The sequence below is a fragment of the Paraburkholderia sp. PAMB 6770 genome (assembly GCF_057748135.1).
The window spans coordinates 2,909,310-2,931,619 of record NZ_CM173238.1; the positions used below are offsets into that span (position 1 = coordinate 2,909,310).

Here is a 22,310-nt window from a genome sequence, read left to right on the forward strand (position 1 = left end):
CAAGGATTCGATGCCGACCGCCAAGGCTTTGGCCACCCCGCCCAGGACAGCGCGCCCGTTCGGCGCCGCCGCGCGCTTTCTCGCGACGCGCATCGCGCTGTCGCTCGTCACGCTGTGGCTGCTGTCGCTGATCGTCTTCGTGGGCGGCCAGTGGCTGCCCGGCGATATCGGCCGCGCGATCCTCGGGCCGCTCGCCGACGCGCGCGCGGTCGCCGCGCTCGATCATCAGCTCGGCGCGGACCGGCCGCTCGTCACGCAATACGTCAGCTGGCTCGCGCACATCGTGCGCGGCGACATGGGCGTCTCCTACGCGTACCGTGCGCCGGTCGCGCCGTTCATCGCCGACGCGCTCGCGCACTCGGCACAACTGGGGCTGCTCGCGTTCGCGATCGTGGTGCCGCTCGGCATCGCCGGCGGCGTATGGGCCGCACTGCACGCGGGCCGCTGGATCGACCGCCTGCTCAGTATCGCGGGCCTCGCCGCGACGGTCGTGCCCGAGTTCGTATCGTCGATCGCGCTGATTCTCGTGTTCGGCATCGTGCTGCGCTGGCTGCCCATCGAGGCAAGCGCCCCGCCCGGGGCGAGCGCGCTCGTGCAACTAAAGCATCTCGTGCTGCCGGTGTTGCCGCTCGTATTCGTGTTCTTCGGCTATATCGCGCGCATGGCGCGCGCGGGCACGATCGAAGCGCTCGATGCCGATTACACCCGCACCGCGGTACTGAAGGGCCTGCCGCGCCGCACCGTGATCGGCCGGCACGTGCTGCGCAACGCGCTGCTGCCGACGATCACGGTATCGGCCACGCAGCTCGGCTACATGATCGGCGGCCTCGTCGTCGTCGAGACGCTGTTTCATTACCAGGGGATCGGCTCGCTGATCTACAACGCCGCGAAGGCGCGCGACTTTCCGATGCTCGAGGCCGGCGTGCTGAGCATCGGCGTCGTCTACACGCTCGCCAACCTGCTCGCCGATGCGCTGCACCGGCTGCTCGATCCGCGGCTGCGCGTCGCGCGCAGCGCATGAGCGCGACGCTGCCGGCCGCCGCCGACGGCGCGCGCGCAACGCCGCTGCGCGCGCTGCTGCGCTCGCCCGCGTTTCTCGTGGGCTGCGCGATCCTGATCGGATGGCTCGTCTGCGCGCTCGCGGGACCGTCGATCGCGCCCTACGACCCGTACGCGTCCGATCCGCTGAACGCGCTGTTGCCGCCTGGCCACCTGCACTGGTTCGGCACCGACGCGCTCGGCCGCGACGTGTTCTCGCGCGTGCTCGCCGGCGCGCGCGACATCCTGACCGTCGCGCCGCTGGCGACGCTGCTCGGCACGCTCGCCGGCACCGCACTGGGACTCGCGCTCGGCTACTTCGGCGGCTGGGTCGATCACGCGATCGGCCGCGCGATCGACGCCGTGCTCGCGCTGCCGCTCGTGATCGTCGCGCTGCTTGCGCTGGCGGCAGTCGGCGCGTCGAATCTGACGGTGATTGTCGTGATCGGCATCACGTTCGCACCGATCACCGCGCGCACCGTGCGCGCCGCCGTGATCGCCGAGCGCCACCTCGACTACATCGCCGCAGCCGAGCTGCGCGGCGAGCACGCGCTCTACATCATGTTCGCGGAAATCCTGCCTAACGTGCTGCCGCCGATCATCGTCGAGGCCACGGTGCGCCTCGGCTATGCGATCTTCGCGGCCGCCACGCTGTCGTTTCTCGGCTTCGGCATCCAGCCGCCGTCGGCGGACTGGGGGCTGGCGCTATCCGAGTCGTACACGCTGATGGCCGGCGGCGCGTGGTGGACGGTCGTGTTCGACGCCGCCGCGATCGCGTCGCTCGTGATCGCGGTGAACCTGATCGCCGACAGCCTGCAGGAAACGCTCGCCCGATGAACCGACCGACCGACGCCGCCGCGTTCCCCGCCCCAGATCCGTCGCGCAGCGCGCAGGACGATGCGCTCACCGTGATCGGCCTGAGCGTCGCGTATCGCACGCACGGGCGCGTGCGCCCCGTGCTGCAGGACGTCTCGCTGTGCGTGAGGCGCGGCGAGGCGTACGGTCTCGTCGGCGAATCCGGTTGCGGCAAATCGACGCTCGCACTCGCGGCGCTGCGCTACCTGCCGCGCAACGGCGCATTGCAGGCCGGCCGCGTGCTGATCGGCGGCCACGACGTGCATGCGCTCGATGCCGGCGCACTGCGCACGCTGCGGGCGCGCACCGTATCGATGGTCTATCAGGACCCCGGGCGGGCGCTCAATCCGACGCTCACCATCGGCCGCCAGGTCGCCGAGGCATTCGAAGCGGCCGGCGAGCGCCGCGCCGACGCGATTGCGCACGCACACGACATGCTGTTGCGCATGCGCATCGGCGACCCCGCGCGGGTCATGCACAGCTACCCGCATCAGATCTCGGGCGGCATGCAGCAGCGCGCAGTGATCGCGATGGCGCTCGCATCGAACCCGACGCTGCTGATTCTCGACGAACCGACCACCGGCCTCGACGCGACCGTCGAGGCCCAGGTGCTCGATCTGATCGCCCAGCTGCGCGCGGAACTGGGCACCGCCGTGCTGTTCGTGAGCCACAACCTCGCGGTGATTGCGCGCATGTGCGAGCGCGTCGGCGTGCTGTACGCGGGCCGGCTCATCGAGGAAGGCGCGAGCGCCGACGTGTTCGGCGCACCGCGCCATCCGTATACGGTCGGGCTGCTGCGCTGCCTGCCCGGCGCCGGCCGTGACAAGACGCGCGCGCGGCTCGACACGATCGCGGGCGAGCTGCCAGCCGCGGGGCCGGCGCTGCCGGGCTGCCTGTATGCGCCGCGCTGCGGTCTCGCGGACGAACGCTGCCGCCGCGACACGCCGCCGCCGGCGCGCGTCGCCGCCGCGCACGGCGAGCAGATGGCGCGCTGCCACTATCACGAACGCGCGCACGCGCTGCCGCGCACGAGTCCGGCCGCGACTGCCGCCGGCGACGACGCGCGGGCCCACGCGCAGCCGGTTGCGCGCCCCGTCGCGCCGGTGCTGCGCATCGAACGGGTATCGAAGACTTTTGACGCATCGGGCCCGGCGTTGCGCGCGCTCGACGACGTCTCGCTCGAACTCGCGGCCGGCGAAACGCTCGGGCTCGTCGGCGAATCCGGCAGCGGCAAGACCACGCTCGCGAAGCTGCTGCTCGGCCTGCTCGCACCCGACGCGGGCGGCGTCATCGCGCTCGACGGCGCCCCGCTCGCCGCGCGCGTCACGCGGCGCACCCGCGCGCAGATCGTCGCGCTGCAGAGCGTCTTCCAGAACCCGGATGCCGCGCTCAATCGCGCGCTCGCGGTCAAACGACTGATCGGCCGGCCGCTCGCGCGACTCGCCGGGCTGCGCGGCGCCGCGCGCACGGCACGGCTCGCCGAACTCGCCGAGGCCGTCCGCCTGCCGGGGCGCTATCTCGACGTGCGCACCCGTCATCTGTCCGGCGGGCTCAAGCAGCGGGTCGCGATCGCGCGCGCGTTCGCCGGCGCGCCGCGCGTCATCGTGTGCGACGAGCCGACGTCGGCGCTCGACGTCTCGGTGCAGGCCGCGATCCTCAATCTGCTGGCGGACCTGCAGCGCGCGCGCGGCGTCAGCTACCTGTTCATCTCGCACGATCTGAATGTCGTGCGTTACCTGTCGGACCGGATCGCCGTGCTGTACGGCGGCCGCCTGCTCGAAATCGGTCCGGCCGCACGGGTTTTCGACGGGCCACATCATCCGTACACCGAAGTATTGCTGTCCGCGATGCCCATGTCCGGTAGCCCGCTGCCGGAACGGGTCCGAATGACCGGCGAGCCGGCGGCTTCAGCCTCAACCTCGTCCGCAAGTTCGTCCGCAACCCCGTCCGCGGCTGCGCCGACGCCTGTGTCCGGCTGCATCTTCCACCCGAGCTGTCCGCGCAAGCTCGGCACGCGCTGCGAAACCGACGATCCGCCGTTTGCCGACGCGGCGCCCGAACACCGGATCCGCTGCCACATCCCGGTCGACGAGTTGCGTGTGCTGCAGTGTCAACGCACGGACTGAGCGCGCCACCGCTAACCCGCTCGCCCGAGGACGGCGTTTCAAGTCCGAAACGTTTTTCGTCATTTCAATTGCATCGCGGCCCGAGGTGCCTCTGGCGCGTCAAGCAGGACGGGGCTTTGACAGCAATGGCATGGATATCGCTAAAGAACAGGCGGCATCCGGCACACCATGCACGCCCCGGCTGCGGACGCATCGACGCGCGTCGAGAACCGTTTCGACGGTCCACGCTCGCGCGCTCTGCTGTGCTCCGCCGCCATCGCGCCCGACAGAAAGGCGCGCAACGGAGGAAGCGGTGCAGGCCTGCCGGTGCCGCTGATGACCTGTACGACAGGTCATCGCAGCAAACGCGACGCGTCCCTGACAGCATATCGACTGGCACGCGCCACGGACTCGGGGCGCGATGAGGTCCGCATCCAGACGGACCCGCCGCGACAGTAACCGCGTGCGAGACGACGGCGACGAGGCGCCCGAGGCTCCTCGGGAGAGCAGTCATGGACACCAATAAATTCAATCAGCACTACTACGGGTTAACGAAGGGGCTTATAGGATTGACAGCGACTGTGATGCTGCTCGCATCCCAGACCGCATCAGCCGCCGATGGCGGCGGCGCCAGTCCGGGTTCAACGATGCATGCGGCTGCGCCTGTGATGGCGAGCGGCGCGGGGGTATCGACGCAGCCGGCGCAGGGGAACGCAGCGGCAACGAGCGCCGCGGCCTACGCTGCAACGGCCGCTGAAGACATCGCTGCGGTGTTTCAGTTGTCCAACTGCACCGAGGACAGCACCGGGCACTGCGCACGGCATCCGCGCGGCGGTGGCACGGCGAGCGCTTCGGGCGCTGGAAGCGGCGCGAACGGCGGCTCCAGCGGCTCCAGCGGAGTGGGCGGCGTCGGCGGCGGCGCGAGCGCCGGCGGCAGTCGAGGTGGCGGAAGCGGAAGCAGTGGCGGCGGTGGTGGTGGTGGTGGTGGTGGTGGTGGCGGTGGCGGTGGTGGTGGTGGTGGCGGTGGCGGTGGCGGCGGTGGCGGTGGTGGCGGTGGTGGCGGTGGTGGCGGTGGTGGCGGTGGTGGCGGTGGTGGCGGTGGTGGCGGTGGTGGCGGTGGTGGCGGTGGTGGCGGTGGTGGCGGTGGTGGCGGTGGTGGCGGTGGTGGCGGTGGTGGCGGTGGTGGCGGTGGTGGCGGTGGTGGCGGTGGCGGTGGTGGCGGTGGCCCCGGCGGTGGCGGCCCTGGCGGCGGCTTCGGCGGCGGAATGGGAGGCGGCTGCGGGTGCGGCGGCGGCCCGGCGGGCGGATTCGGTGGTGGCTTTGGTGGCGGCTTCGGCGGCGGCTTCGGTAAAGGCGGCGCCGGAGGCAAAGGTGGTGGCGGCAGCAGTGGTGGCGGCAAGGGACACTAGATCCCGGAACGCGGAGCCCCCGATCCGCTTTCCCGGCATCTGGTCGACCGTGCAGCCGATCGTCACCTCTCGGCAAGCGACGGCGGTGATGTCCCGATCCCCCGGTCGGGCGTCACCGCCAGAGCCGGGACGCGAGTGGCCGTCGGTGCCCCGGACAATCGCGCTATAGCATCTCCAGCGCGCGCTTGCTGCGCGGCGGCCTGAAATACGCGTCGATTGCCGCACACTGGTGCGCATCGAGCCGCAGGTCGAGCGCGCGACGATTGTCGCGGACGTGTTCCGCACGCGCCGCCTTCGGAATCGCGAACACGCCCGGCTGGCGCAGCGCCCACGCGAGCGCGACCTGAAACACCGAGACCCCGTGCGCATCGGCGATATCGTCGAGCGGCGAGCGCTTCGGCAAGCGCGCATGATCCACCGGACTGTAGGCCATCGCCGGCATCCGGTGCGCGGCCAGCCACGGCAGCAGATCGAATTCGGGGCCGCGCCGCGCAACGTTATAGAGAATCTGATTCGTCGCGCATCGCTCGCCGTCCGCCACCGCGCACAGTTCCTCCATATCGTCGGTATCGAAGTTGCTGACGCCCCAGTGACGGATCTTGCCCGCGCGGCGCAACGCCTCGAAACCCTCGACGGTCTCCGCAAGCGGCACCCCGCCCCGCCAGTGAAGCAGGTACAGATCGAGCCGGTCCGTCTTCAGGCGCTGCAGGCTGCGCTCGCACGCGGCTTGCACGCCGCGCCGGCTCGCATTGTGCGGATACACCTTGCTCACGAGAAACACACTTTCGCGCAGACCCGCGAGCGCATCGCCCAGCAGGCTTTCGGTGGCGCCTTCGCCGTACATCTCGGCGGTGTCGATCAGCGTCATCCCGAGTTCGATCCCCTCGCGCAGCGCGGCGATCTCGGCGGCCCGCCGGGCGGGCTGCTCGCCCATTTCCCATGTGCCCTGGCCGAGCTTCGGAATACGCTCGCCGTCCGGCAGGCTCACCGTGGCGATGTCGGTCGTCATGTTCTCTCCTCAGGTTGCGGGTTCGCGCCCCAGTGTAGCCGCGTTGGCGACCCGCGGGCGCGACGTCCGCAAAAGCCCGCTATAACGCGACGCGCCGATGTCATAGAATTGCCGCTCGCCCTTCTTGCGTCCGCCCCATGAATACAGCCTCGGAAGACCGCTGGCGCGACCTGCGTCCGGACCCGGAAAACGATACGCCGCTTTACCTGCAGCTCGCCCGCAAGCTCGCCAGCGCGATCCACGAAAACCGCTGGAATCCCGGCGAGGCGCTGCCGTCCGAGCGGGTGCTGTCGGACGCGCTCGGCGTGTCGCGCATCACCGCGCGCAAGGCGATCGCGCTGCTCGTCGAGCAAGGCCTGATCCGCCGCACCCAGGGCGCGGGCAGCTTCATCACGCCGCGCTACGAGGATCCGCTGTCGCGCCTGTCGAGCTTCAGCGAGATGCTGCGGCGACGCGGCTTCAGCCCGAGTTCGCAATGGCTCTCGCGCGAAATCCTGCCGGCGAGCCGCGACGAAGTGATCCAGCTCGGCCTGTCGCCGAACGCCGCCGTCACGCGGCTCAAGCGCCTGCGCCTCGCGGACGGCATCGTGATGGCAGTCGAGAATTCGACCTTTCCCGCCGCGCTGATCCCCGACCCGCACGCGATCGGCGATTCGCTCTACAGCTATCTCGAACAGCGCGGGCTCGGCATCGTGCGCGCGCTGCAGCACTTTCGCGCGGTCAATGCGAGCGAGGACATCGCGCAGCAGATGAGCATCGCGCCGAACGAGGCGCTGCTGCTGATCACGCGCGTCGGCTACACGGCCGAGCAGCGCGCGATCGAGCTCACCGACACCTACTGCCGCAACGACTACTACGATTTCGTCGCGGAGCTGCGCAAGTAGCGCGGGCGGCGCGCGTCAGTCGAGCCAGCACGGCGCGTCGCTGCCGATCGGCACCGGCGGACGCGCGAAGAACGGCGGCGTGAGGCTGAGCCGCTCGGCCGGCTGCGTGCCGAGCACCTCGCCGAACGGCGAGGCCACGCGCGCAAGGCAATCCTGCACGTCGTCGAAGCCGACGTCCGGCGCGCGCCAGCCGTCCTCGACCCGCCCCATCTGCTGCAGCCAGCGCCCGGTCTGCGCGAGCGAGACCCGCACGTGCCAGCTTCCGCCTTCGGTCGCGCGGCGCGCGAGCGCCGCCATCGCGCCGAACGCGGCAAGATAGCCCGTCGCGTGATCGAGCGCCTGACAGGGCAAATGCTTCGGCTCGACGCCGTGCACCGCTTCGCGCTCGCTCCATGCAATGCCGCTCGCGGACTGCACGAGACTGTCGAAGCCGCGCCGCTGCGACCACGGTCCGCGATGCCCATACGCCGACACCGACACATAGACGATGCCCGGCCGCTCTGCGGCCAGCGCTTCGGGCGAAAAGCCGCGCGCCGCCAGCGCGCCGGGCCGGTACGCCTGCAGGAACACGTCCGCGCCGGCCGCCAGCACGCGCAGTTGATCGCACGCGGCGGCCTCGCGCAGATCGAGCGTGGCCGAGCGCTTGCCGCGGCCGTTGTCAATGACGAGCGGCGCGATATTCGGCAAATGCGGGCCGTTCACGAGCAGCACCTGCGCGCCGTGCTGGGCGAGCGTGCGTCCCGCCACCGGACCGGCAATGATGCGCGACAGATCGAGCACGCGCGTGCCCCCCAGCGGCCGGTCCGCGCTGCCGCGGCCGACCGGCTCCGGCGGCGCGTCGCCGATCCGGACGATCTCGAACAGCGGCAGCGCGGCCACGGCCTGCGCCTGCTCGAGCGCATCCCATTCGTGCGGCGCGCGGATCAGCGCCGCGCACAGGCCCGCGTCCGCGAGCGCCTGGTCGAGCGATGCGCCGTCCCAGCCGCGGATCGCCTCGGCCACGGCGGGGCGGCCGTTCGCGCAGCCCAGCACCTTCAGCACCCCGCCCAGATGATGGGGAAAGTTCGTGTGCAACTGGATCCAGCGGTCGTCGCGGGTCGCGTAAAACCCCGTGACGGGGTCGCGCAGCGGCGGCGGCGGCCCGCCATTCACGCGCAGGTAACGCTCGCTGCGGAACGCGACCAGCGCGCGCCGCATGTCGAGCTCGACCTGCTGCACGCGGCCGGTGCGCAACCGGTCGCACTCGGCCGCGGCCAGCGCGGCAGCGCCGATCGTCGCGCTCGCCAGCGTACCGACGCGAAACACCGACGGCAGGCCCGGGTCGGCGCCGTGCAGCGCAACGTGGGCAAGCGCCTTGGGATCGCAGCCGGCGATCGTCCAGAGATGGCAAAGTGCGAGGTCGGGAGTCATGGTATGCGCCGGAAAGTGTCGTCAAAGTGCTGATGCGAGTCTAGAATTCGATCCAGCATCGATCAATCTTGATGAATAGAATCAATATAGATTGATTTTTCCGGTTTTCCGTCTTCTTTATATCGCGCCTCGCGCAGCCCGACATGCCGACCCACCTGACCGCCCCTGAAGCTGCCCATCTGCTCGGCATCAGCGTGCCGACGCTCTACGCGTACGTGAGCCGCGGGATGCTGCGCTCCACGCCCGACGCGCGCGGCCGCCACCGTGTCTACGACGCGGCCGAAGTGCGCCGGCTCGCGCGCCGCAAGGCGGACGGCAAGCGGGCCGGCAAGGTCGCGCAGAAGGTGCTCGACTGGGGCGTGCCGGTGCTCGAATCGTCGATCACGCTGATCGCCGACGGCCAGCTCTACTATCGCGGCCGCGACGCGACGCTGCTCGCCCGCAGCGCGTCGCTCGAAGAGGTCGCGGCGCTGCTGTGGGACTGCAGCGCGCGGCGGATCGCCGATGCGCCCGCCGCGCCGCTCGCCGCCGCGCAGTGGAATGCGTGGCTGAAGTTGTGGAGCGACAGCTCGCCGCTCGATCGCGCCGCCGTGCTGCTGCCCGCGGCCGCCGCGCAGATGCCGCGCGTCTGGGCGCAGGGGCGCGACGCGCAGCTCGATACCGCGTGCACGGTGATGCGCCTGCTCGCCGCGGCAATGATTGCCGGCGCGCCGTCGAACGAGCCGGTGCACCGCCAGCTGGCGGCGGCCTGGGGCATCCGCAGCCGGCCGCAGGCCGGGCTGCTGCGCGCGGCGCTCGTCGCGTGCGCGGACCACGAGCTGAACGCGTCGACCTTCACGGTGCGCTGCATCACGTCGACCGGCACGCATCTGTTCGGCGCGATCGCGGGCGGGCTCGCCGCGCTGTCGGGTCCGCGCCACGGCGGCGAAACAGCGCGCGTCGCCGCGCTGCTCGACGAGGCCGCCCGCGCCCCCGATCTCGACCGCTATCTCGCGACGCGGCTCGCGCACCCGAACGACGGCCGCGCCGGCGCGGTGCTGCCCGGCTTCGGCCACCCGCTCTATCCGCACGGCGACCCGCGCGCCCGCGTGCTGCTCGCGCTGCTCGCCGAATGCGCGCCCGCGCGCTCGCCGCTCGCGCGCGTCGAGGCACTTGCGCACGCGGTACGCGAAACGACAGGCAGCGCGCCGACGGTCGATTTCGCGCTCGCGGCGCTCGAACACGTACTCGGGCTGCCGGCCGGCGCCGCGTTCACGCTGTTCGCGCTGGGCCGCGTCGTCGGGTGGATCGCGCACGCGCTCGAGCAGGCCGCCGACGCGCGCCTGATTCGTCCGCGGGCACGCTACGTCGGTGACTACCCCACGGGGCCGTGAGCCGTCGCGCACGCCGCTGCACAGCCGCGTGGATTTCCCTAAAATGAAGCCCCCTGCCCGCTCCGGGTGCGTCAGCAGCCGACTTCCATGACCAGACCGCCCACTGTCGTCCCCTCCCGCCAGGCCGCCGCCGCGCCCAGCGACCGCACGCTGACGGTGATGCTGTGGCTCGTCGCCACCGGCTTCTTCATGCAGACCCTCGACTCGACGATCGTCAACACCGCGCTGCCCGCGATGGCGACGAGCCTCGGCGAGTTGCCGCTGCGCATGCAGTCGGTCGTGATCGCCTACTCGCTGACGATGGCGGTGATGATCCCCGTCTCCGGCTGGCTCGCCGACAAGCTCGGCACGCGGATGGTGTTCTTCAGCGCGATCCTCGTGTTCACGCTCGGCTCGCTGCTGTGCGCCAACGCGCAAACACTGAACCAGCTGGTGCTGTACCGCGTGATCCAGGGCGTCGGCGGCGCGATGCTGCTGCCGGTCGGCCGGCTCGCGGTGCTGCGCACGTTCCCGGCCGAGCGCTATCTGCCCGCGCTGTCGTTCGTCGCGATACCGGGCCTGATCGGCCCGCTGATCGGCCCGACGCTCGGCGGCTGGCTCGTGAAGATCGCCTCGTGGCACTGGATCTTCCTGATCAACGTGCCGGTCGGCGTGGCCGGCTGCATCGCCACGTTCATCTTCATGCACGACAGCCGCAATCCGCAGACACAAGGCTTCGACATGGCGGGCTACGTGCTGCTGATCGTCGGCATGGTCGCGATCTCGTTCGCGCTCGACGGCCATGCCGAACTCGGCATCCCGCACGCCGCCGTGCTCGTGCTGCTGATCCTGAGCCTCGCATGCTTCGTCGCCTACGGGCTGCATGCGGTGCGCGTGCCGCATCCGCTCTTCTCGCTCGACCTGTTCAAGATCCACACGTTCAGCGTCGGGCTGCTCGGCAACCTGTTCGCGCGCATCGGCAGCGGCGCGATGCCCTATCTGATTCCGCTGCTGCTGCAGGTGAGCCTCGGCTATACGGCCTTCGAATCCGGCCTGATGATGCTGCCGGTCGCCGCGGCCGGCATGACGTCGAAGCGCCTTGCTACGTCGCTGATCACAAAGTACGGCTACCGGCGCGTGCTCGTCACCAACACGATTCTCGTCGGCCTCGCGATGGCGAGCTTCTCGCTGACCGCCGCCGCGCAGCCGCTGTGGCTGCGCCTCCTGCAACTGGCGTTCTTCGGCGGCGTGAACTCGATGCAGTTCACCGCGATGAACACGCTCACGCTGAAGGATCTCGGCACCGGCGGCGCGAGCAGCGGCAACAGCCTGTTCTCGCTCGTGCAGATGCTGTCGATGAGCCTCGGCGTCACGGTCGCGGGCGCGATGCTGACCACCTTCACCGGACTGATTCACAAGGTCACCGAAGCAAACACGCTGCCCGCGTTTCACGCGACGTTCCTGTGCGTCGGCATTATCACGGCCTGCTCGTCGTGGATCTTCGCGCAGCTGTCGTCCGACATCCGGCAGCCTGCGAGAAAGACCGATCCGTCCGAGCGCACCTGACCGGCTGCGCGAACGCGCGGACCCGTGACGGGGCGCAGTGCGCACCAATCCGGTGCGCACTGCGGGGTACCGCGCCCGCGTGCACGAACGGCGCCATCGTCAAATACGCGATCGAACAGGCGGTCGGAGACACAGTCAGACACACAGCCGGACACACAGCGGGACACACGGCGGAACAGACCAACGGACCCGCGACCGGACGTGCAATCGACACCTGAGGCGAAACGTCGCGACGCGCGTGCCGCGCTTTTCCCGTGCGCACGGTTCTTGCTCGACTATGCTGTAAACTGGCGCACGACACGCCCGTCCCGCGCCCCGCTTCCGACCGACCGATCCATGATGAGCATGCTCGAACTCGACCCACCCGGCTTCCAGCCGCCCCGCCCCGTGGCCGGCGACGAAGGCTCACGGCGCACCGTGCTGTACGGCGGCTACACGGTGTTCAGCGTGTTCCAGCCGGTGTTCTCGGTATCGCACCGGCGTGCGATCGGCTACCACGCCTCGCTGCGCGCGCGCGACGAAACGGGCCGCCAGGTGCCGTCGCACGAAGTGTTCACGCAAGCCGCCCGGCGCGGCGATCTGCTCGAACTCGGCCGGCTCGCCGAATCGCTGCACCTGGGCAACTTCAACGCGTTCGACAGCCATGACGAATGGCTCTTCCTGAGCCTGCATCCCGCCGCGCTGATGGACACGAGCTACGGCGACGCGCTGCTCGCGGGGCTGAAGGCGCTCGGACTCTCCGCGCAGCGGGTCGTGCTGGAAGTCTCGGAGCAGGCGGGCGGCGAGACCACGCGCTTTGCGGAGATCATCGACGCGCTGCGCAAGTCGGGCTTCCTGATCGCGCTGGACGGCTTCGGCGCGAAGCACTCGAACATCGACCGCGTGTGGAACCTGCGCCCCGACATCGTCACGCTCGACCGCTGCATCCTCGCCCAGGCCAGCGAGCATTCGCACATCGAACGCGTGCTGCCGGGGCTCGTGTCGCTGCTGCACGAATCAGGGCAACTCGTGCTGATGGGCGGACTGTCGACCGAGCGCGATGCGCTGATCGCGCTCGAATGCAACGTCGATTTCGTGCAGGGCGCGCATTTCGCCGCGCCAAGCGTCGATCCGGTGCAGCCGCAGGCCGCGGCCGGACTGATGGATGCGCTCACCGCCGCGCTGCGCGAACGTGTCGCGCTGCGCGAGCGTGCACAGGCAGCGCGTCTCGCCCCGTACGTGAGCGCGCTCGAAACCGCCGGCGCGCAACTCACGGCCGGCGAACCGGTGACGAGGGCGAGCGCGCCGCTGCTCGCGCTCGGCGAAACGGCGCGCTGCTTCCTGCTCGATGCATCGGGCCGGCAGATCGGCGACAACGTGCAGCCGCCGGGCCGCGCCTCGCAGCGCGCCAAGCGCTTCCGGCCGCTGCTGCATTCGGAGGGCGCAAGCTGGGAGCGCCGGCCTTACTTCATCGGTGCGATGCGCACACCGGGACAGGTCCATCTGACGCCGCCCTACCTGTCGATCAACGAAGCGCACCTGTGCGTGACCGCGTCGATCGCCGCGCAGACCGCGCACGGCATGCAGGTGCTGTGCGTCGATATCAACTGGGAAGTCGCCGCCCATCGCAACTGAACCCGCGCGGCCCGCGCACAGTGGCATGTGACTCGCGCGCCGTGCCCGTGCGTGGCGCCCTCTCGCGCGCTGCCGGCGGTGCGCTTCGTCGCGCGCCGGCCGTCCTGACCGCCATCCGCGCGCATCGTCCCGCCTGGCTTCGAAGGCTGGTTCGACCGCGCGTCTCCGGCAAAATGCCGCTTTGTCCGCGAGTATCGTTATGATGTGCGCGATACGTCCTGTGCGACGGCTGCCTTACTGGAGAACGACATGGCGTCACCCAACGACACGATCAGCATGGCGCTGTTCTGCGATTTCGAAAACGTTGCGCTCGGCGTGCGCGATGCCAACTACGAAAAATTCGACATCAAGCTGGTCCTCGAACGCCTGCTGCTGAAGGGCAGCATCGTCGTGAAGAAAGCGTATTGCGACTGGGAGCGCTACAAGAGCTTCAAGGGCGCGATGCACGAAGCGAGCTTCGAGCTGATCGAGATTCCGCACGTGCGCCAGTCGGGCAAGAACTCGGCGGACATTCGCCTCGTCGTCGATGCGCTCGATCTGTGCTATACGAAATCGCACGTCAACACCTTCGTCATCATCAGCGGCGATTCCGATTTTTCGCCGCTCGTCTCGAAGCTGCGCGAAAACGCGAAACAGGTGATCGGCGTGGGCGTGCGGCAATCGACATCGGATCTGCTGATTGCAAACTGCGACGAATTCATCTTCTACGACAATCTCGTGCGCGAAAACCAGCGCAGCGTCGCGAAGCGCGACACCGCGCGCCAGGCTCAGCCCGGCGCCACGGCAAAACGCGCGTCGAATGAGGACAAGGCCCCGAAGCAGGACCTCGAAACACGCCGCACACAGGCCGTCGAAATGGCGGTGCAGACCTTCGATGCGCTCGCCTCCGAGCGCGGCGACAGCGGCAAGATCTGGGCCTCGGTGCTGAAGAATGCGATCAAGCGCCGCCAGCCCGATTTCAACGAAACGTATTACGGGTTCCGCGCATTCGGCAATCTGCTCGAAGAAGCGCAGGCGCGCGGACTGCTGGAGTTTGGCCGCGACGAGAAATCCGGCGCGTATGTGTACCGGAGCACGAGCGTCGCGGCGAACCTGGAGGCGTCAGCGGAACCGGCTGCCCCGACGCGCAAGCCGCGCGTGGTGGCAGCCGCGGCTGAGGCCGAGGCTGCAGCGCCACACGAGGCGCATGAGGCGCATGAGGCGCATGAGACACACGAAGCGCACGAGCGGCACGAAGCGCACGAGCCACACGAAAGACGCGAAACACATGAGCCGCACGACGCGCTGACACGGCACGAGCCGCGCGTCGAAGCGCCTGCGCGCGAACGGCAAACGATGACCGCCGATCTGTTCGGCGGCGAGCCTGTCGCCCGGGACGACACGCCCGCCGCGAGCGCAGACGCCGAAGCCGCCCCGCCGGCCGCGCGCAAACGCGGCGGCCGTACCGGTAGCCGCAAAGCCGCCGCGAAACCAGCGCGGCCGGCCGCGCCGCCGCCCGTGGTCGCCGATGCCCGAGGCGGACAGGCTGACACGCCCGACCCCGCGGTGGACGCACCCGCCGCACGCAAGAGCGCACGCAAATCCGCCGCGCATGGAAGGCGCCCGCGCAAGCCGGCCGCCACGCCAGCCGCCGAATAGTAAAAAGGCGCGCGCCACGATTGCGGATCGCACCATGCGCGTCAGCCCCAAAGGCGGAAAGCACAAGGCGGAAGACACAAAGCAGAAGACACAAAGCAGAAGACAAAAAACAGAAAGCCCTCGCAAGCGAGGGCTTTCTTCAGCGGTGCCGCGCGTTGTCCGCGTTACACGGATAAGCGCGTCGCGCGCAATTTACGCGAAATTCTTTTCGGCGAACGACCAGTTCACGATATTCCAGAACGCTTCGACGAATTTCGGACGTGCGTTGCGGTAATCGATGTAGTACGCGTGTTCCCAGACGTCGATCGTCAGCAGCGGCTTCGCGTCGGTGGTGAGCGGCGTGGCGGCGTTGCTCGTCGAGACGAGATCGAGCGAGCCGTCTGCCTTCCTCACAAGCCATGCCCAGCCCGAACCGAACGTTCCGACGGCGGTCTTCGTGAAGGCTTCCTTGAAGGCGTCGTAAGAGCCCCACTTCGCATTGATCGCATCGGCAAGCGCGCCCTTCGGTGCGCCACCGCCCTGCGGCGACAGGCTGTTCCAGAAGAACGTGTGATTCCAGATCTGCGCCGCGTTGTTGAAGATGCCGCCCGAGGCCTTCTTGACGATCTCTTCAAGCGACAGGTTTTCGAACTCCGTGCCCTTGATCAGATTGTTCAGGTTGGTCACATAGGCCTGGTGATGCTTGCCGTAGTGAAACTCGAGCGTCTCTTCGGACATGTGCGGAGCGAGCGCATTCTTCGCGTACGGCAACGGCGGGAGCGTATGTTCCATGGTGCTTTCCTTCTATCTGTGTGTGGGGAGTCGGTTTGCGGATCACGCTGTCGAGCAAACGATTGTAGGCGACTTGGAATAACCCCGCAAACCAGCGGACTTTATGCACTTCATCCGTGATCGCACTGCACACGCGGCCTCATTCGTGCTGCGGTCCGCGTGCGCACGCGTGGCGCACGATCACGGCAATGCCTTTCAAAAGCTGTCAGCAAGGCGGGGCTGCACATCGGCCAGCGTGATGTCCGCCGCGCCGTCGGCCAGGTGCACGCTCAGCTTGCGGCCCGGCTTCAATGCCGCCGGCGCGCGCACCGCGCGGCCGTTCGACGGATCGAGCAGCGCGGCATAGCCGCGTTCGAGCGTGCGCTGCGGACTCAGTACGTCGAGCCGCGCGGCGAGCGTCTCGACCCGCGCATGCCGCCGCTCGGCCTGGCGCGACATCGCCGTGTGCAGACGCTGAGCCAGCGCGTCGCCCGTCGAGCGATGCACGGTCAGATCGGGCCGCGCGCGCTGCCAGCGCATCTGCAACAGCATCAGGCGAGCACGCACGTCGCGTGCCCGCTGTCCGCCGGCCGATGCCAGCCGCGCCGCAAGCTGCTGCAGATGCGTCCGCTGCCGCGCAAGCCGCTCGGCGGGCGACACGAGCCGGCGCGCAAGCCAGTCGAGCTGTTGCGCGCGGCGCTCGAACTGCCGGTCGAAGCCGCGGGCCAGCGCCGTGTAATGCTGATCGAGCGCGCGCAGCAGCAGCGCGCGCTGCGGGCTGACGAGCTCGGCTGCGCCGGTGGGGGTCGGCGCACGCACGTCGGCGGCAAAATCGGCAATCGTGAAGTCCGTCTCGTGACCCACGCCGCTCACCACCGGGATCGCGCTGGCCGCGATCGCCCGCGCAAGCCCCTCTTCGTTGAACGCCCACAGGTCCTCGATCGAGCCGCCGCCGCGGCAGACGATCAGCACGTCCGCGTCGCGCCGCGCGTTCGCGGTCTCGATCATGGCCGCGAGTTTCGCGCCGGCGCCCGCGCCCTGCACCGGCGCCGGGTAGACGATCACCGGAATGTGCGGCGCGCGGCGCTGCAGCGTGGTCAGCACGTCGCGCAGCGCCGCCGCCTGCAGCGACGTCACCACGCCGATCGCGCGCGGATGGGCGGGCAGCGGCCGCTTGCGCGCGGGCGCGAAAAGACCCTCGGCTTCGAGCTGCGCCTTCAGTTTCAGGAACGCCTCGAACAGCCGGCCCTGGCCGGTGCGCCGAAGCGCTTCGACGTTCAGCTGCAGCTCGCCGCGCGGCTCGTACATCGTGACGAGCGCGCGCACTTCGATCCGGTCGCCTTCGCGCGGCGTGAACTCGGCGTACTGCGCGCGGCCGCGGAACATCACGCAGCGCATCTGCGCCTGCGCGTCCTTGATCGAGAAATACCAGTGGCCGCTCGCCGCGCGCGTGAAATTCGACACCTCGCCGGACACCCAGACGAGCGGGAACGAGCGTTCGAGCATCGTGCCGATCGCGCGATTGAGCGCCGAGACGGGGATGACGGCATCGCTGCCTGAGGTCGCGGGAGAGGCAAACGGAGAGTCGGAATTCATGCGGGGAATTGAAGTGGCAGGCCGCCCCGACAATAGACTGGACGGGGCCGCCCGTCCAGCGCGGCGCGCAGATTGTTAAAAGTGTCCACATGGCGGGAAGTCGCGGACCAGCACATCCAGATTGCCCGCGAACGCCGATAGAATCGAAGCAAGTTATTGATTTTTATACACTTTACAAACTCACAACGTAGTCGCATCCCGACAGAAGCCGCGTATGGACGGCGTTCCAGCCATTTCAAACGCCAATTTTCCACAAAGTTATCCACAGACGTCGACGCGCGGAGACGGCCGCGAGCCCGCCCGCTGGCGGCGGGCCGACTTGCGGCGCGGGACGCTCGCACGCTACAGTGCCGGGTTCCGGAAGCTTCCGTCGCGCCGCGCGTGCAGGACGTCGCGCCTCGTTTGCTTCCGTTCCGCTCGCCGCGTCGCCATGCTGCCCGCGTCGCCCGCGTCACGGCACGGGGCGGGTGGTCCGTGTCCTGTTCCCTTCGCCCGGAGAGTTGCCTTGCCCGTTGCCTCGCGTGCCCCGCGTGTCCCGCGTATCGCGCCCCGACGCGCCTCCCCGCTCCCGCCCGGCCGCGTCTGCCGGCGCCCCCGGCATGAGTAGCCTGAAGCAGCCGCTCGAAGCGCGCATCGCCCGCGAATGGCAGCGGCGCGGGCCCTTCGCGTGGACGCTGCTGCCGCTTGCCGGGCTGTTCGGCGCGCTCGCGCTTGCCCGGCGCGCAAGCTTTGCGCTCGGCTGGCGCAAGGCCGTCCGGGTCGGCGTGCCGGTGGTCGTGGTCGGTAACGTGACCGTTGGCGGCACCGGCAAGACGCCCACCGTCATCGCGATGGTCGAGGCCTTGCGCGCCGCCGGCTTTCACCCCGGCGTCGTGTCGCGCGGCTACGGCGCGCGTGTCGACCGGCCGACGCCGATCACCGCGGCGTCATCGGCCGGCAGCGGCGGCGACGAGCCGCTGCTGATCGCCCGCCGCACCGGGGCGCCCGTCTGGGTCAGCCCGGACCGCGTCGCCGCCGCCCGCGCGCTGTGCGCGGCGCACCGCGACGTCGACGTGATCGTCAGCGACGACGGCCTGCAGCACTACCGCCTCGCGCGCGACGTCGAACTGGTCGTGTTCGATCACCGGCTCGGCGGCAACGGCTTCCTGCTGCCGGCCGGTCCGTTGCGCGAACCGCTGTCGCGGCGCCGCGACGCGACGCTCGTCAACGACCCGTACGCGCGCGCGCTCCCGTCGTGGCCGAACACGTTCGCGCTGCGGCTCGTCCCGGGCGACGCGTGGCATCTCGGCGACCCGGCGCTGCGCCGGCCGCTCGCGCAATTCGCCGGCGAGCGCGTGCTGGCCGCCGCCGGCATCGGCGCGCCCGAGCGGTTCTTCGCGACGCTGCGCGCAGCCGGCCTCGCGCCCGCGACCCGCGCGTTGCCCGATCATTACGCGTATCGCGCGAGCCCGTTCGCGGACGTCGACGCGGACGCGATCCTGATCACCGAGAAGGATGCGGTAAAATTGGGGGCCTGGCACGATGCGCGGATCTGGGTCGTCCCGGTCGAAGCCGCATTGGATCACCGCCTGATTGAACTCGTCGTGGAGAAAGTCCGTGGACGCCCGTCTGCTTGAAATCCTCGTCTGCCCGATCTGCAAGGGCCCGCTCAGCTACGATCGCGCCGCGCAGGAACTCATCTGCAGTGCCGACAAGCTGGCTTACCCGATCCGCGACGGCATCCCGGTGATGCTCGTCGACGAAGCGCGGCAAACCGTCGAAGGCACGCCGGTCGAGCCCGTCGGTCCTGCGCCCGGCGCGTGATACGTCGTCGTGCGCGAGTCTGCGCGGCCTGCGGCGCGCGGTCTCGGCCGGAGCGTAGCGGGTGGCTTGGGTGGCTTGGGTGGCTTGGGTGGCTTGGGTGGCTTGGGTGGCTTGGGTGGCTTGGGTGGCTTGGGTGGCTTGGGTGGCTTGGGTGGCTTGGGTGGCTTGGGTGGCCCAAGCGGCCTCCCGGGTAGCCCGAGTATCCCGGGCGGCTCCGGCGGCCCGATGACCCGGGTGGCCGAAGCGTCCCGAGCCACGGCGGCCCCTCCTCGCGCAGGCCGCCCGAAACGACGGAGCGCACCGCCCGCTGCCGGCCGCCCCGCGCGCTGCCCCTGCCGTCTCTTCTGTCCCCTGTCCCTTCTGCCCGTTCTGCTCCGCTAGCCGATGACCGAAGCCGCCCCCTCCCATCCGCCGTTCATTGCCGTCGTGCCCGCGCGGCTTGCGTCGACCCGTCTGCCCAACAAGCCGCTTGCCGACATCGGCGGCTTGCCGATGGTGGTGCGCGTCGCGCAGCGCGCGCTCGCCTCGGGCGCGCAGCAGGTACTGATCGCATCCGACGCGCCAGCGGTGCTCGACGTCGCGCGCGCACACGGCATCGAGGCAGTGCTCACGCGCGCCGATCATCCGTCCGGCACCGACCGCCTCGCCGAGGTCGCCGCACACTTCGGCTGGTCGGACGACACGATCGTCGTCAACGTACAGGGGGACGAGCCGCTGATCGATCCGGCGCTCGTGTGCGACGTTGCGTCGCACCTCGCCGCAAGCACCGGCTGCGCGATCGCGACGGCCGCCCATCCGATCACCGACCCGGCCGAGATCTTCAATCCGAACGTCGTCAAGGTCGTGCTCGACGCGCGCGGCGTCGCGCTGTATTTCTCGCGCGCGCCCATTCCGTGGATGCGCGACGCCTACCAGCCGCACTGGCCGGAGGTCGCCGCGATGCCCGCCCCGCCGGGGCCGGCGGCGGTTTACCGGCATATCGGCCTGTATGCGTACCGCACCGGATTTTTGCGCACTTACCCTCATCTCGCCCACGCGCCGATCGAGCAGGCCGAGGCGCTCGAACAGTTGCGCGCGATGTGGCACGGCGAGCGGATCGCGGTGCGCATCACGCACGAAGCCCCGCTGCCCGGGGTCGACACGCCCGAAGATCTGGCCCGCGTGCGGGCGCTATTCGGTCCGTCCGCGTAAAAACCCGTGGCATAATCGATCCGGTCATGCGCTGCATCCGCACCATCCGTTTGTCTGGGTTCGTCCCCGGTTGTCCCGCCGCCCGCCGGTAGTCCCCGCTGCGCCGCCCTTGCGGTGTGCCGCGCGGGGCTCGCCGTGGCTGGCCCGATGCGGGCCGTCGTACTCCCCGAACCGAAACCGCGGATGCGCTTCACGTCACCGCGCCGCGAAAGAATTCACATAGAAATCTGGAGATATCAGATGCGTTTGATCCTGTTGGGTGCGCCGGGCGCCGGCAAGGGCACCCAGGCCAGCTTCATCAAAGAGAAATTCGGCATTCCGCAGATCTCCACCGGCGACATGCTGCGCGCCGCCGTGAAAGCCGGCACGCCGCTCGGTGTCGAAGCCAAACGTTATATGGAAGCGGGCGAACTCGTGCCCGACACGCTGATCATCAATCTGGTCAAGGAACGTCTGCAGCAGCCGGACTGCGCGAACGGCTACCTGTTCGACGGCTTCCCGCGCACGCTGCCGCAGGCCGAGGCAATGAAGCAGGCAGGCGTCGCGATCGACTACGTGCTGGAAATCGACGTGCCGTTCGACGAGATCATCGTGCGCATGAGCGGCCGTCGCGTGCATGCCGCATCGGGCCGCACATACCACGTGAAGTTCAACCCGCCGAAGGTCGACAACGTCGACGACGTGACCGGCGAGCCGCTGATCCAGCGCGACGACGACAAGGAAGAGACGGTCCGCAAGCGCCTCGATGTCTACGTCGCGCAGACGAAGCCGCTGATCGAGTACTACAACGGCTGGGCAACGAACGGCGATCCGTCGAGCAGCCTGAAGGCGCCGCAATATCGCGCAATCTCCGGACTCGGCACGGTCGACGAAATCCGCGCGCGCGCATTCGATGCACTGAAGTAACCCGCTTCGCCTTTCGCGACAATTTTCGCGACGCTCCCCGGACGTCGCGCCCGCGCCGGCCCGGGCGGATTCCGCCGGAGCGCACGCCTCGCGCGTGCGACGCACTGCCGCCCCTGCCTTGCGCGCGCTCAGCGCGCATGGGGTGAGCATTGAGTGTGTGCCCGGTGCCCGCCCAGCGCACCACTTGGTGCCCGCTCAACGCGCTTACCCGAGGCGCGCGGCTTCGCGCGATGCTTCGCCCTCCCAGGCAGTCCGGCCGATCCGCCACGGCCGCAGCGCCGCCGGCCTGGCCGCGCCCGTGCTTTCCGCGCTGCAACATAGCCGCTACAATCGGTCGATCGGTCGTCGATTTTTTATTCCAATATCACGACACCTGAACCCAGGAGAGAGCACATGGAGATTCGCGACAACGTATTCCTGATCACCGGCGGCGCTTCGGGCCTCGGCGCCGCGACAGCGCAACGGCTGGCGGCGCAGGGCGGCAAGGTCGTCCTCGCCGACCTGAACCAGCAGGCCGGCGAGGCGCTCGCGCAGGAACTCGGCGGCACGTTCGTCAAGTGCGACGTGAGCCGCGAAGACGACGCGGCCAGCGCGGTGGCCGCCGCCACCGCGCTCGGCCCGCTGCGCGGACTGATCAACTGCGCGGGCGTCGCGCCCGCCGTCAAGACGGTCGGCAAGGATGGCCCCCACCCGCTCGACGCGTTCACGCGCACGATCTCGATCAACCTGATCGGCACCTTCAATATGATCCGCCTCGCCGCCGCGGCGATCGCCCAGAACGCGCCGAACGCCGGCGGCGAGCGCGGCGTGATCATCAATACGGCGTCGGTGGCGGCCTTCGACGGCCAGATCGGCCAGGCCGCCTACGCGGCGTCGAAAGCCGGCGTGGTCGGCATGACGCTGCCGATCGCGCGCGACCTCGCGCGCAACGGCATTCGCGTGATGACGATCGCCCCCGGCATCTTCGAGACGCCGATGCTGCTCGGCATGCCGCAGGAAGTGCAGGATGCGCTCGGCGCGATGGTGCCGTTCCCGCCGCGGCTCGGCAAACCGGTCGAATACGCGATGCTCGCGCAGCAAATCGTCGAGAACCCGATGCTCAACGGCGAAGTGATTCGCCTCGACGGCGCGATCCGGATGCAGCCGAAGTAACCGCGCACGCACGCCGCAGCCCCGCCCGCGCG

General features: G+C 69.6%; 18 protein-coding genes. 14 read left to right on the forward strand and 4 right to left on the reverse strand.

The window, feature by feature from the left end; genetic code table 11:
- Positions 1-10 precede the first annotated feature (10 nt).
- The 4 genes from AC3AP7_RS13165 to AC3AP7_RS13180 all read left to right on the forward strand — a co-directional run bounded on the left by AC3AP7_RS13165 (position 11) and on the right by AC3AP7_RS13180 (position 5,576).
- On the forward strand, positions 11-1,021 hold the full coding sequence (locus AC3AP7_RS13165) for an ABC transporter permease (protein ID WP_475762317.1): 1,011 nt from the start codon (positions 11-13) through the stop codon (positions 1,019-1,021).
- Positions 1,018-1,875 (forward strand): ABC transporter permease, encoded by an 858-nt coding sequence (locus tag AC3AP7_RS13170; protein WP_475762315.1) that lies wholly within the window; start codon positions 1,018-1,020, stop codon positions 1,873-1,875. Before AC3AP7_RS13165 ends, AC3AP7_RS13170 begins: the two co-directional genes overlap by 4 nt.
- On the forward strand, positions 1,872-4,019 hold the full coding sequence (locus AC3AP7_RS13175; protein WP_475762313.1) for an ABC transporter ATP-binding protein: 2,148 nt from the start codon (positions 1,872-1,874) through the stop codon (positions 4,017-4,019). Before AC3AP7_RS13170 ends, AC3AP7_RS13175 begins: the two co-directional genes overlap by 4 nt.
- Positions 4,020-4,940: 921 nt before the next feature.
- The gene (locus AC3AP7_RS13180; protein ID WP_475762311.1) at positions 4,941-5,576 is read left to right on the forward strand and encodes a hypothetical protein; all 636 of its coding nucleotides are present in this window, start codon (positions 4,941-4,943) and stop codon (positions 5,574-5,576) included.
- Here AC3AP7_RS13180 and AC3AP7_RS13185 read toward each other — a convergent pair.
- A complete protein-coding gene (locus tag AC3AP7_RS13185) occupies positions 5,571-6,416 on the reverse strand; it encodes an aldo/keto reductase (RefSeq protein ID WP_475762309.1) in 846 nt (281 codons plus the stop codon). The genes AC3AP7_RS13180 and AC3AP7_RS13185 overlap by 6 nt on opposite strands.
- Positions 6,417-6,553: 137 nt before the next feature.
- Here AC3AP7_RS13185 and AC3AP7_RS13190 point away from each other — a divergent pair, with 137 nt between their 5' ends.
- Complete coding sequence (locus tag AC3AP7_RS13190; RefSeq protein ID WP_475762307.1) at positions 6,554-7,300, forward strand: GntR family transcriptional regulator; 747 nt, start codon at positions 6,554-6,556, stop codon at positions 7,298-7,300.
- 15 nt (positions 7,301-7,315) lie between these two features.
- Here AC3AP7_RS13190 and AC3AP7_RS13195 read toward each other — a convergent pair whose 3' ends face one another.
- Positions 7,316-8,710 carry a CoA transferase gene (locus AC3AP7_RS13195; RefSeq protein ID WP_475762305.1) on the reverse strand — a complete coding sequence of 465 codons (1,395 nt, stop codon included), beginning with the start codon at positions 8,708-8,710 and terminating at the stop codon, positions 7,316-7,318.
- A gap of 143 nt (positions 8,711-8,853) precedes the next feature.
- Between AC3AP7_RS13195 and AC3AP7_RS13200 the strand changes: the two genes are divergently transcribed.
- From AC3AP7_RS13200 to AC3AP7_RS13215, 4 genes are all read left to right on the forward strand, one after another.
- Positions 8,854-10,083, forward strand: a complete 1,230-nt coding sequence (locus AC3AP7_RS13200) for a citrate/2-methylcitrate synthase (RefSeq protein ID WP_475762303.1) — start codon at positions 8,854-8,856, stop codon at positions 10,081-10,083.
- Between the two features lie 87 nt (positions 10,084-10,170).
- Positions 10,171-11,628, forward strand: coding sequence for a multidrug transporter subunit MdtD (mdtD, locus tag AC3AP7_RS13205; protein ID WP_475762301.1), 1,458 nt, complete (start codon positions 10,171-10,173; stop codon positions 11,626-11,628).
- A 339-nt stretch (positions 11,629-11,967) separates the two neighbouring features.
- Entirely contained in the window at positions 11,968-13,242 is a 1,275-nt protein-coding gene (locus AC3AP7_RS13210) for an EAL domain-containing protein (RefSeq protein ID WP_475767936.1), read from the forward strand.
- Positions 13,243-13,491: 249 nt separating this feature from the next.
- Entirely contained in the window at positions 13,492-14,880 is a 1,389-nt protein-coding gene (locus AC3AP7_RS13215) for an NYN domain-containing protein (protein ID WP_475762299.1), read from the forward strand.
- A 192-nt stretch (positions 14,881-15,072) separates the two neighbouring features.
- Here AC3AP7_RS13215 and sodB read toward each other — a convergent pair whose 3' ends face one another.
- Both sodB and xseA read right to left on the reverse strand, forming a co-directional pair.
- Entirely contained in the window at positions 15,073-15,651 is a 579-nt protein-coding gene (gene sodB, locus AC3AP7_RS13220; RefSeq protein ID WP_475762297.1) for a superoxide dismutase [Fe], read from the reverse strand.
- Positions 15,652-15,846: 195 nt separating this feature from the next.
- On the reverse strand, positions 15,847-17,226 hold the full coding sequence (gene xseA / locus AC3AP7_RS13225; RefSeq protein WP_475762294.1) for an exodeoxyribonuclease VII large subunit: 1,380 nt from the start codon (positions 17,224-17,226) through the stop codon (positions 15,847-15,849).
- A 599-nt stretch (positions 17,227-17,825) separates the two neighbouring features.
- On the opposite strand from xseA, the gene lpxK reads away from it, so the two are divergent.
- From lpxK to AC3AP7_RS13250, 5 genes are all read left to right on the forward strand, one after another.
- Complete coding sequence (gene lpxK / locus AC3AP7_RS13230; protein WP_475762292.1) at positions 17,826-18,842, forward strand: tetraacyldisaccharide 4'-kinase; 1,017 nt, start codon at positions 17,826-17,828, stop codon at positions 18,840-18,842.
- Positions 18,823-19,029 carry a Trm112 family protein gene (locus AC3AP7_RS13235; RefSeq protein WP_475762290.1) on the forward strand — a complete coding sequence of 69 codons (207 nt, stop codon included), beginning with the start codon at positions 18,823-18,825 and terminating at the stop codon, positions 19,027-19,029. Before lpxK ends, AC3AP7_RS13235 begins: the two co-directional genes overlap by 20 nt.
- A 384-nt stretch (positions 19,030-19,413) precedes the next feature.
- Complete coding sequence (gene kdsB / locus AC3AP7_RS13240) at positions 19,414-20,220, forward strand: 3-deoxy-manno-octulosonate cytidylyltransferase (RefSeq protein ID WP_475762288.1); 807 nt, start codon at positions 19,414-19,416, stop codon at positions 20,218-20,220.
- Between the two features lie 240 nt (positions 20,221-20,460).
- Entirely contained in the window at positions 20,461-21,126 is a 666-nt protein-coding gene (gene adk / locus AC3AP7_RS13245; protein WP_475762286.1) for an adenylate kinase, read from the forward strand.
- Between the two features lie 393 nt (positions 21,127-21,519).
- Positions 21,520-22,278, forward strand: a complete 759-nt coding sequence (locus AC3AP7_RS13250) for a 3-hydroxyacyl-CoA dehydrogenase (protein ID WP_475762284.1) — start codon at positions 21,520-21,522, stop codon at positions 22,276-22,278.
- The last annotated feature ends 32 nt before the right edge of the window (positions 22,279-22,310 follow it).

Bases quoted from the DNA above. Each gene is read 5' to 3' on its own strand.
- AC3AP7_RS13165 (WP_475762317.1), top strand. From the start codon at position 11: ATGCCGACCGCCAAGGCTTTGGCCACCCCGCCCAGGACAGCGCGCCCG.
- AC3AP7_RS13170 (WP_475762315.1), top strand. From the start codon at position 1,018: ATGAGCGCGACGCTGCCGGCCGCCGCCGACGGCGCGCGCGCAACGCCG.
- AC3AP7_RS13175 (WP_475762313.1), top strand. From the start codon at position 1,872: ATGAACCGACCGACCGACGCCGCCGCGTTCCCCGCCCCAGATCCGTCG.
- AC3AP7_RS13185 (WP_475762309.1), bottom strand. From the start codon at position 6,416: ATGACGACCGACATCGCCACGGTGAGCCTGCCGGACGGCGAGCGTATT.
- AC3AP7_RS13190 (WP_475762307.1), top strand. From the start codon at position 6,554: ATGAATACAGCCTCGGAAGACCGCTGGCGCGACCTGCGTCCGGACCCG.
- AC3AP7_RS13195 (WP_475762305.1), bottom strand. From the start codon at position 8,710: ATGACTCCCGACCTCGCACTTTGCCATCTCTGGACGATCGCCGGCTGC.
- AC3AP7_RS13200 (WP_475762303.1), top strand. From the start codon at position 8,854: ATGCCGACCCACCTGACCGCCCCTGAAGCTGCCCATCTGCTCGGCATC.
- mdtD (WP_475762301.1), top strand. From the start codon at position 10,171: ATGACCAGACCGCCCACTGTCGTCCCCTCCCGCCAGGCCGCCGCCGCG.
- AC3AP7_RS13210 (WP_475767936.1), top strand. From the start codon at position 11,968: ATGAGCATGCTCGAACTCGACCCACCCGGCTTCCAGCCGCCCCGCCCC.
- AC3AP7_RS13215 (WP_475762299.1), top strand. From the start codon at position 13,492: ATGGCGTCACCCAACGACACGATCAGCATGGCGCTGTTCTGCGATTTC.
- sodB (WP_475762297.1), bottom strand. From the start codon at position 15,651: ATGGAACATACGCTCCCGCCGTTGCCGTACGCGAAGAATGCGCTCGCT.
- xseA (WP_475762294.1), bottom strand. From the start codon at position 17,226: ATGAATTCCGACTCTCCGTTTGCCTCTCCCGCGACCTCAGGCAGCGAT.
- lpxK (WP_475762292.1), top strand. From the start codon at position 17,826: ATGAGTAGCCTGAAGCAGCCGCTCGAAGCGCGCATCGCCCGCGAATGG.
- kdsB (WP_475762288.1), top strand. From the start codon at position 19,414: ATGACCGAAGCCGCCCCCTCCCATCCGCCGTTCATTGCCGTCGTGCCC.
- adk (WP_475762286.1), top strand. From the start codon at position 20,461: ATGCGTTTGATCCTGTTGGGTGCGCCGGGCGCCGGCAAGGGCACCCAG.
- AC3AP7_RS13250 (WP_475762284.1), top strand. From the start codon at position 21,520: ATGGAGATTCGCGACAACGTATTCCTGATCACCGGCGGCGCTTCGGGC.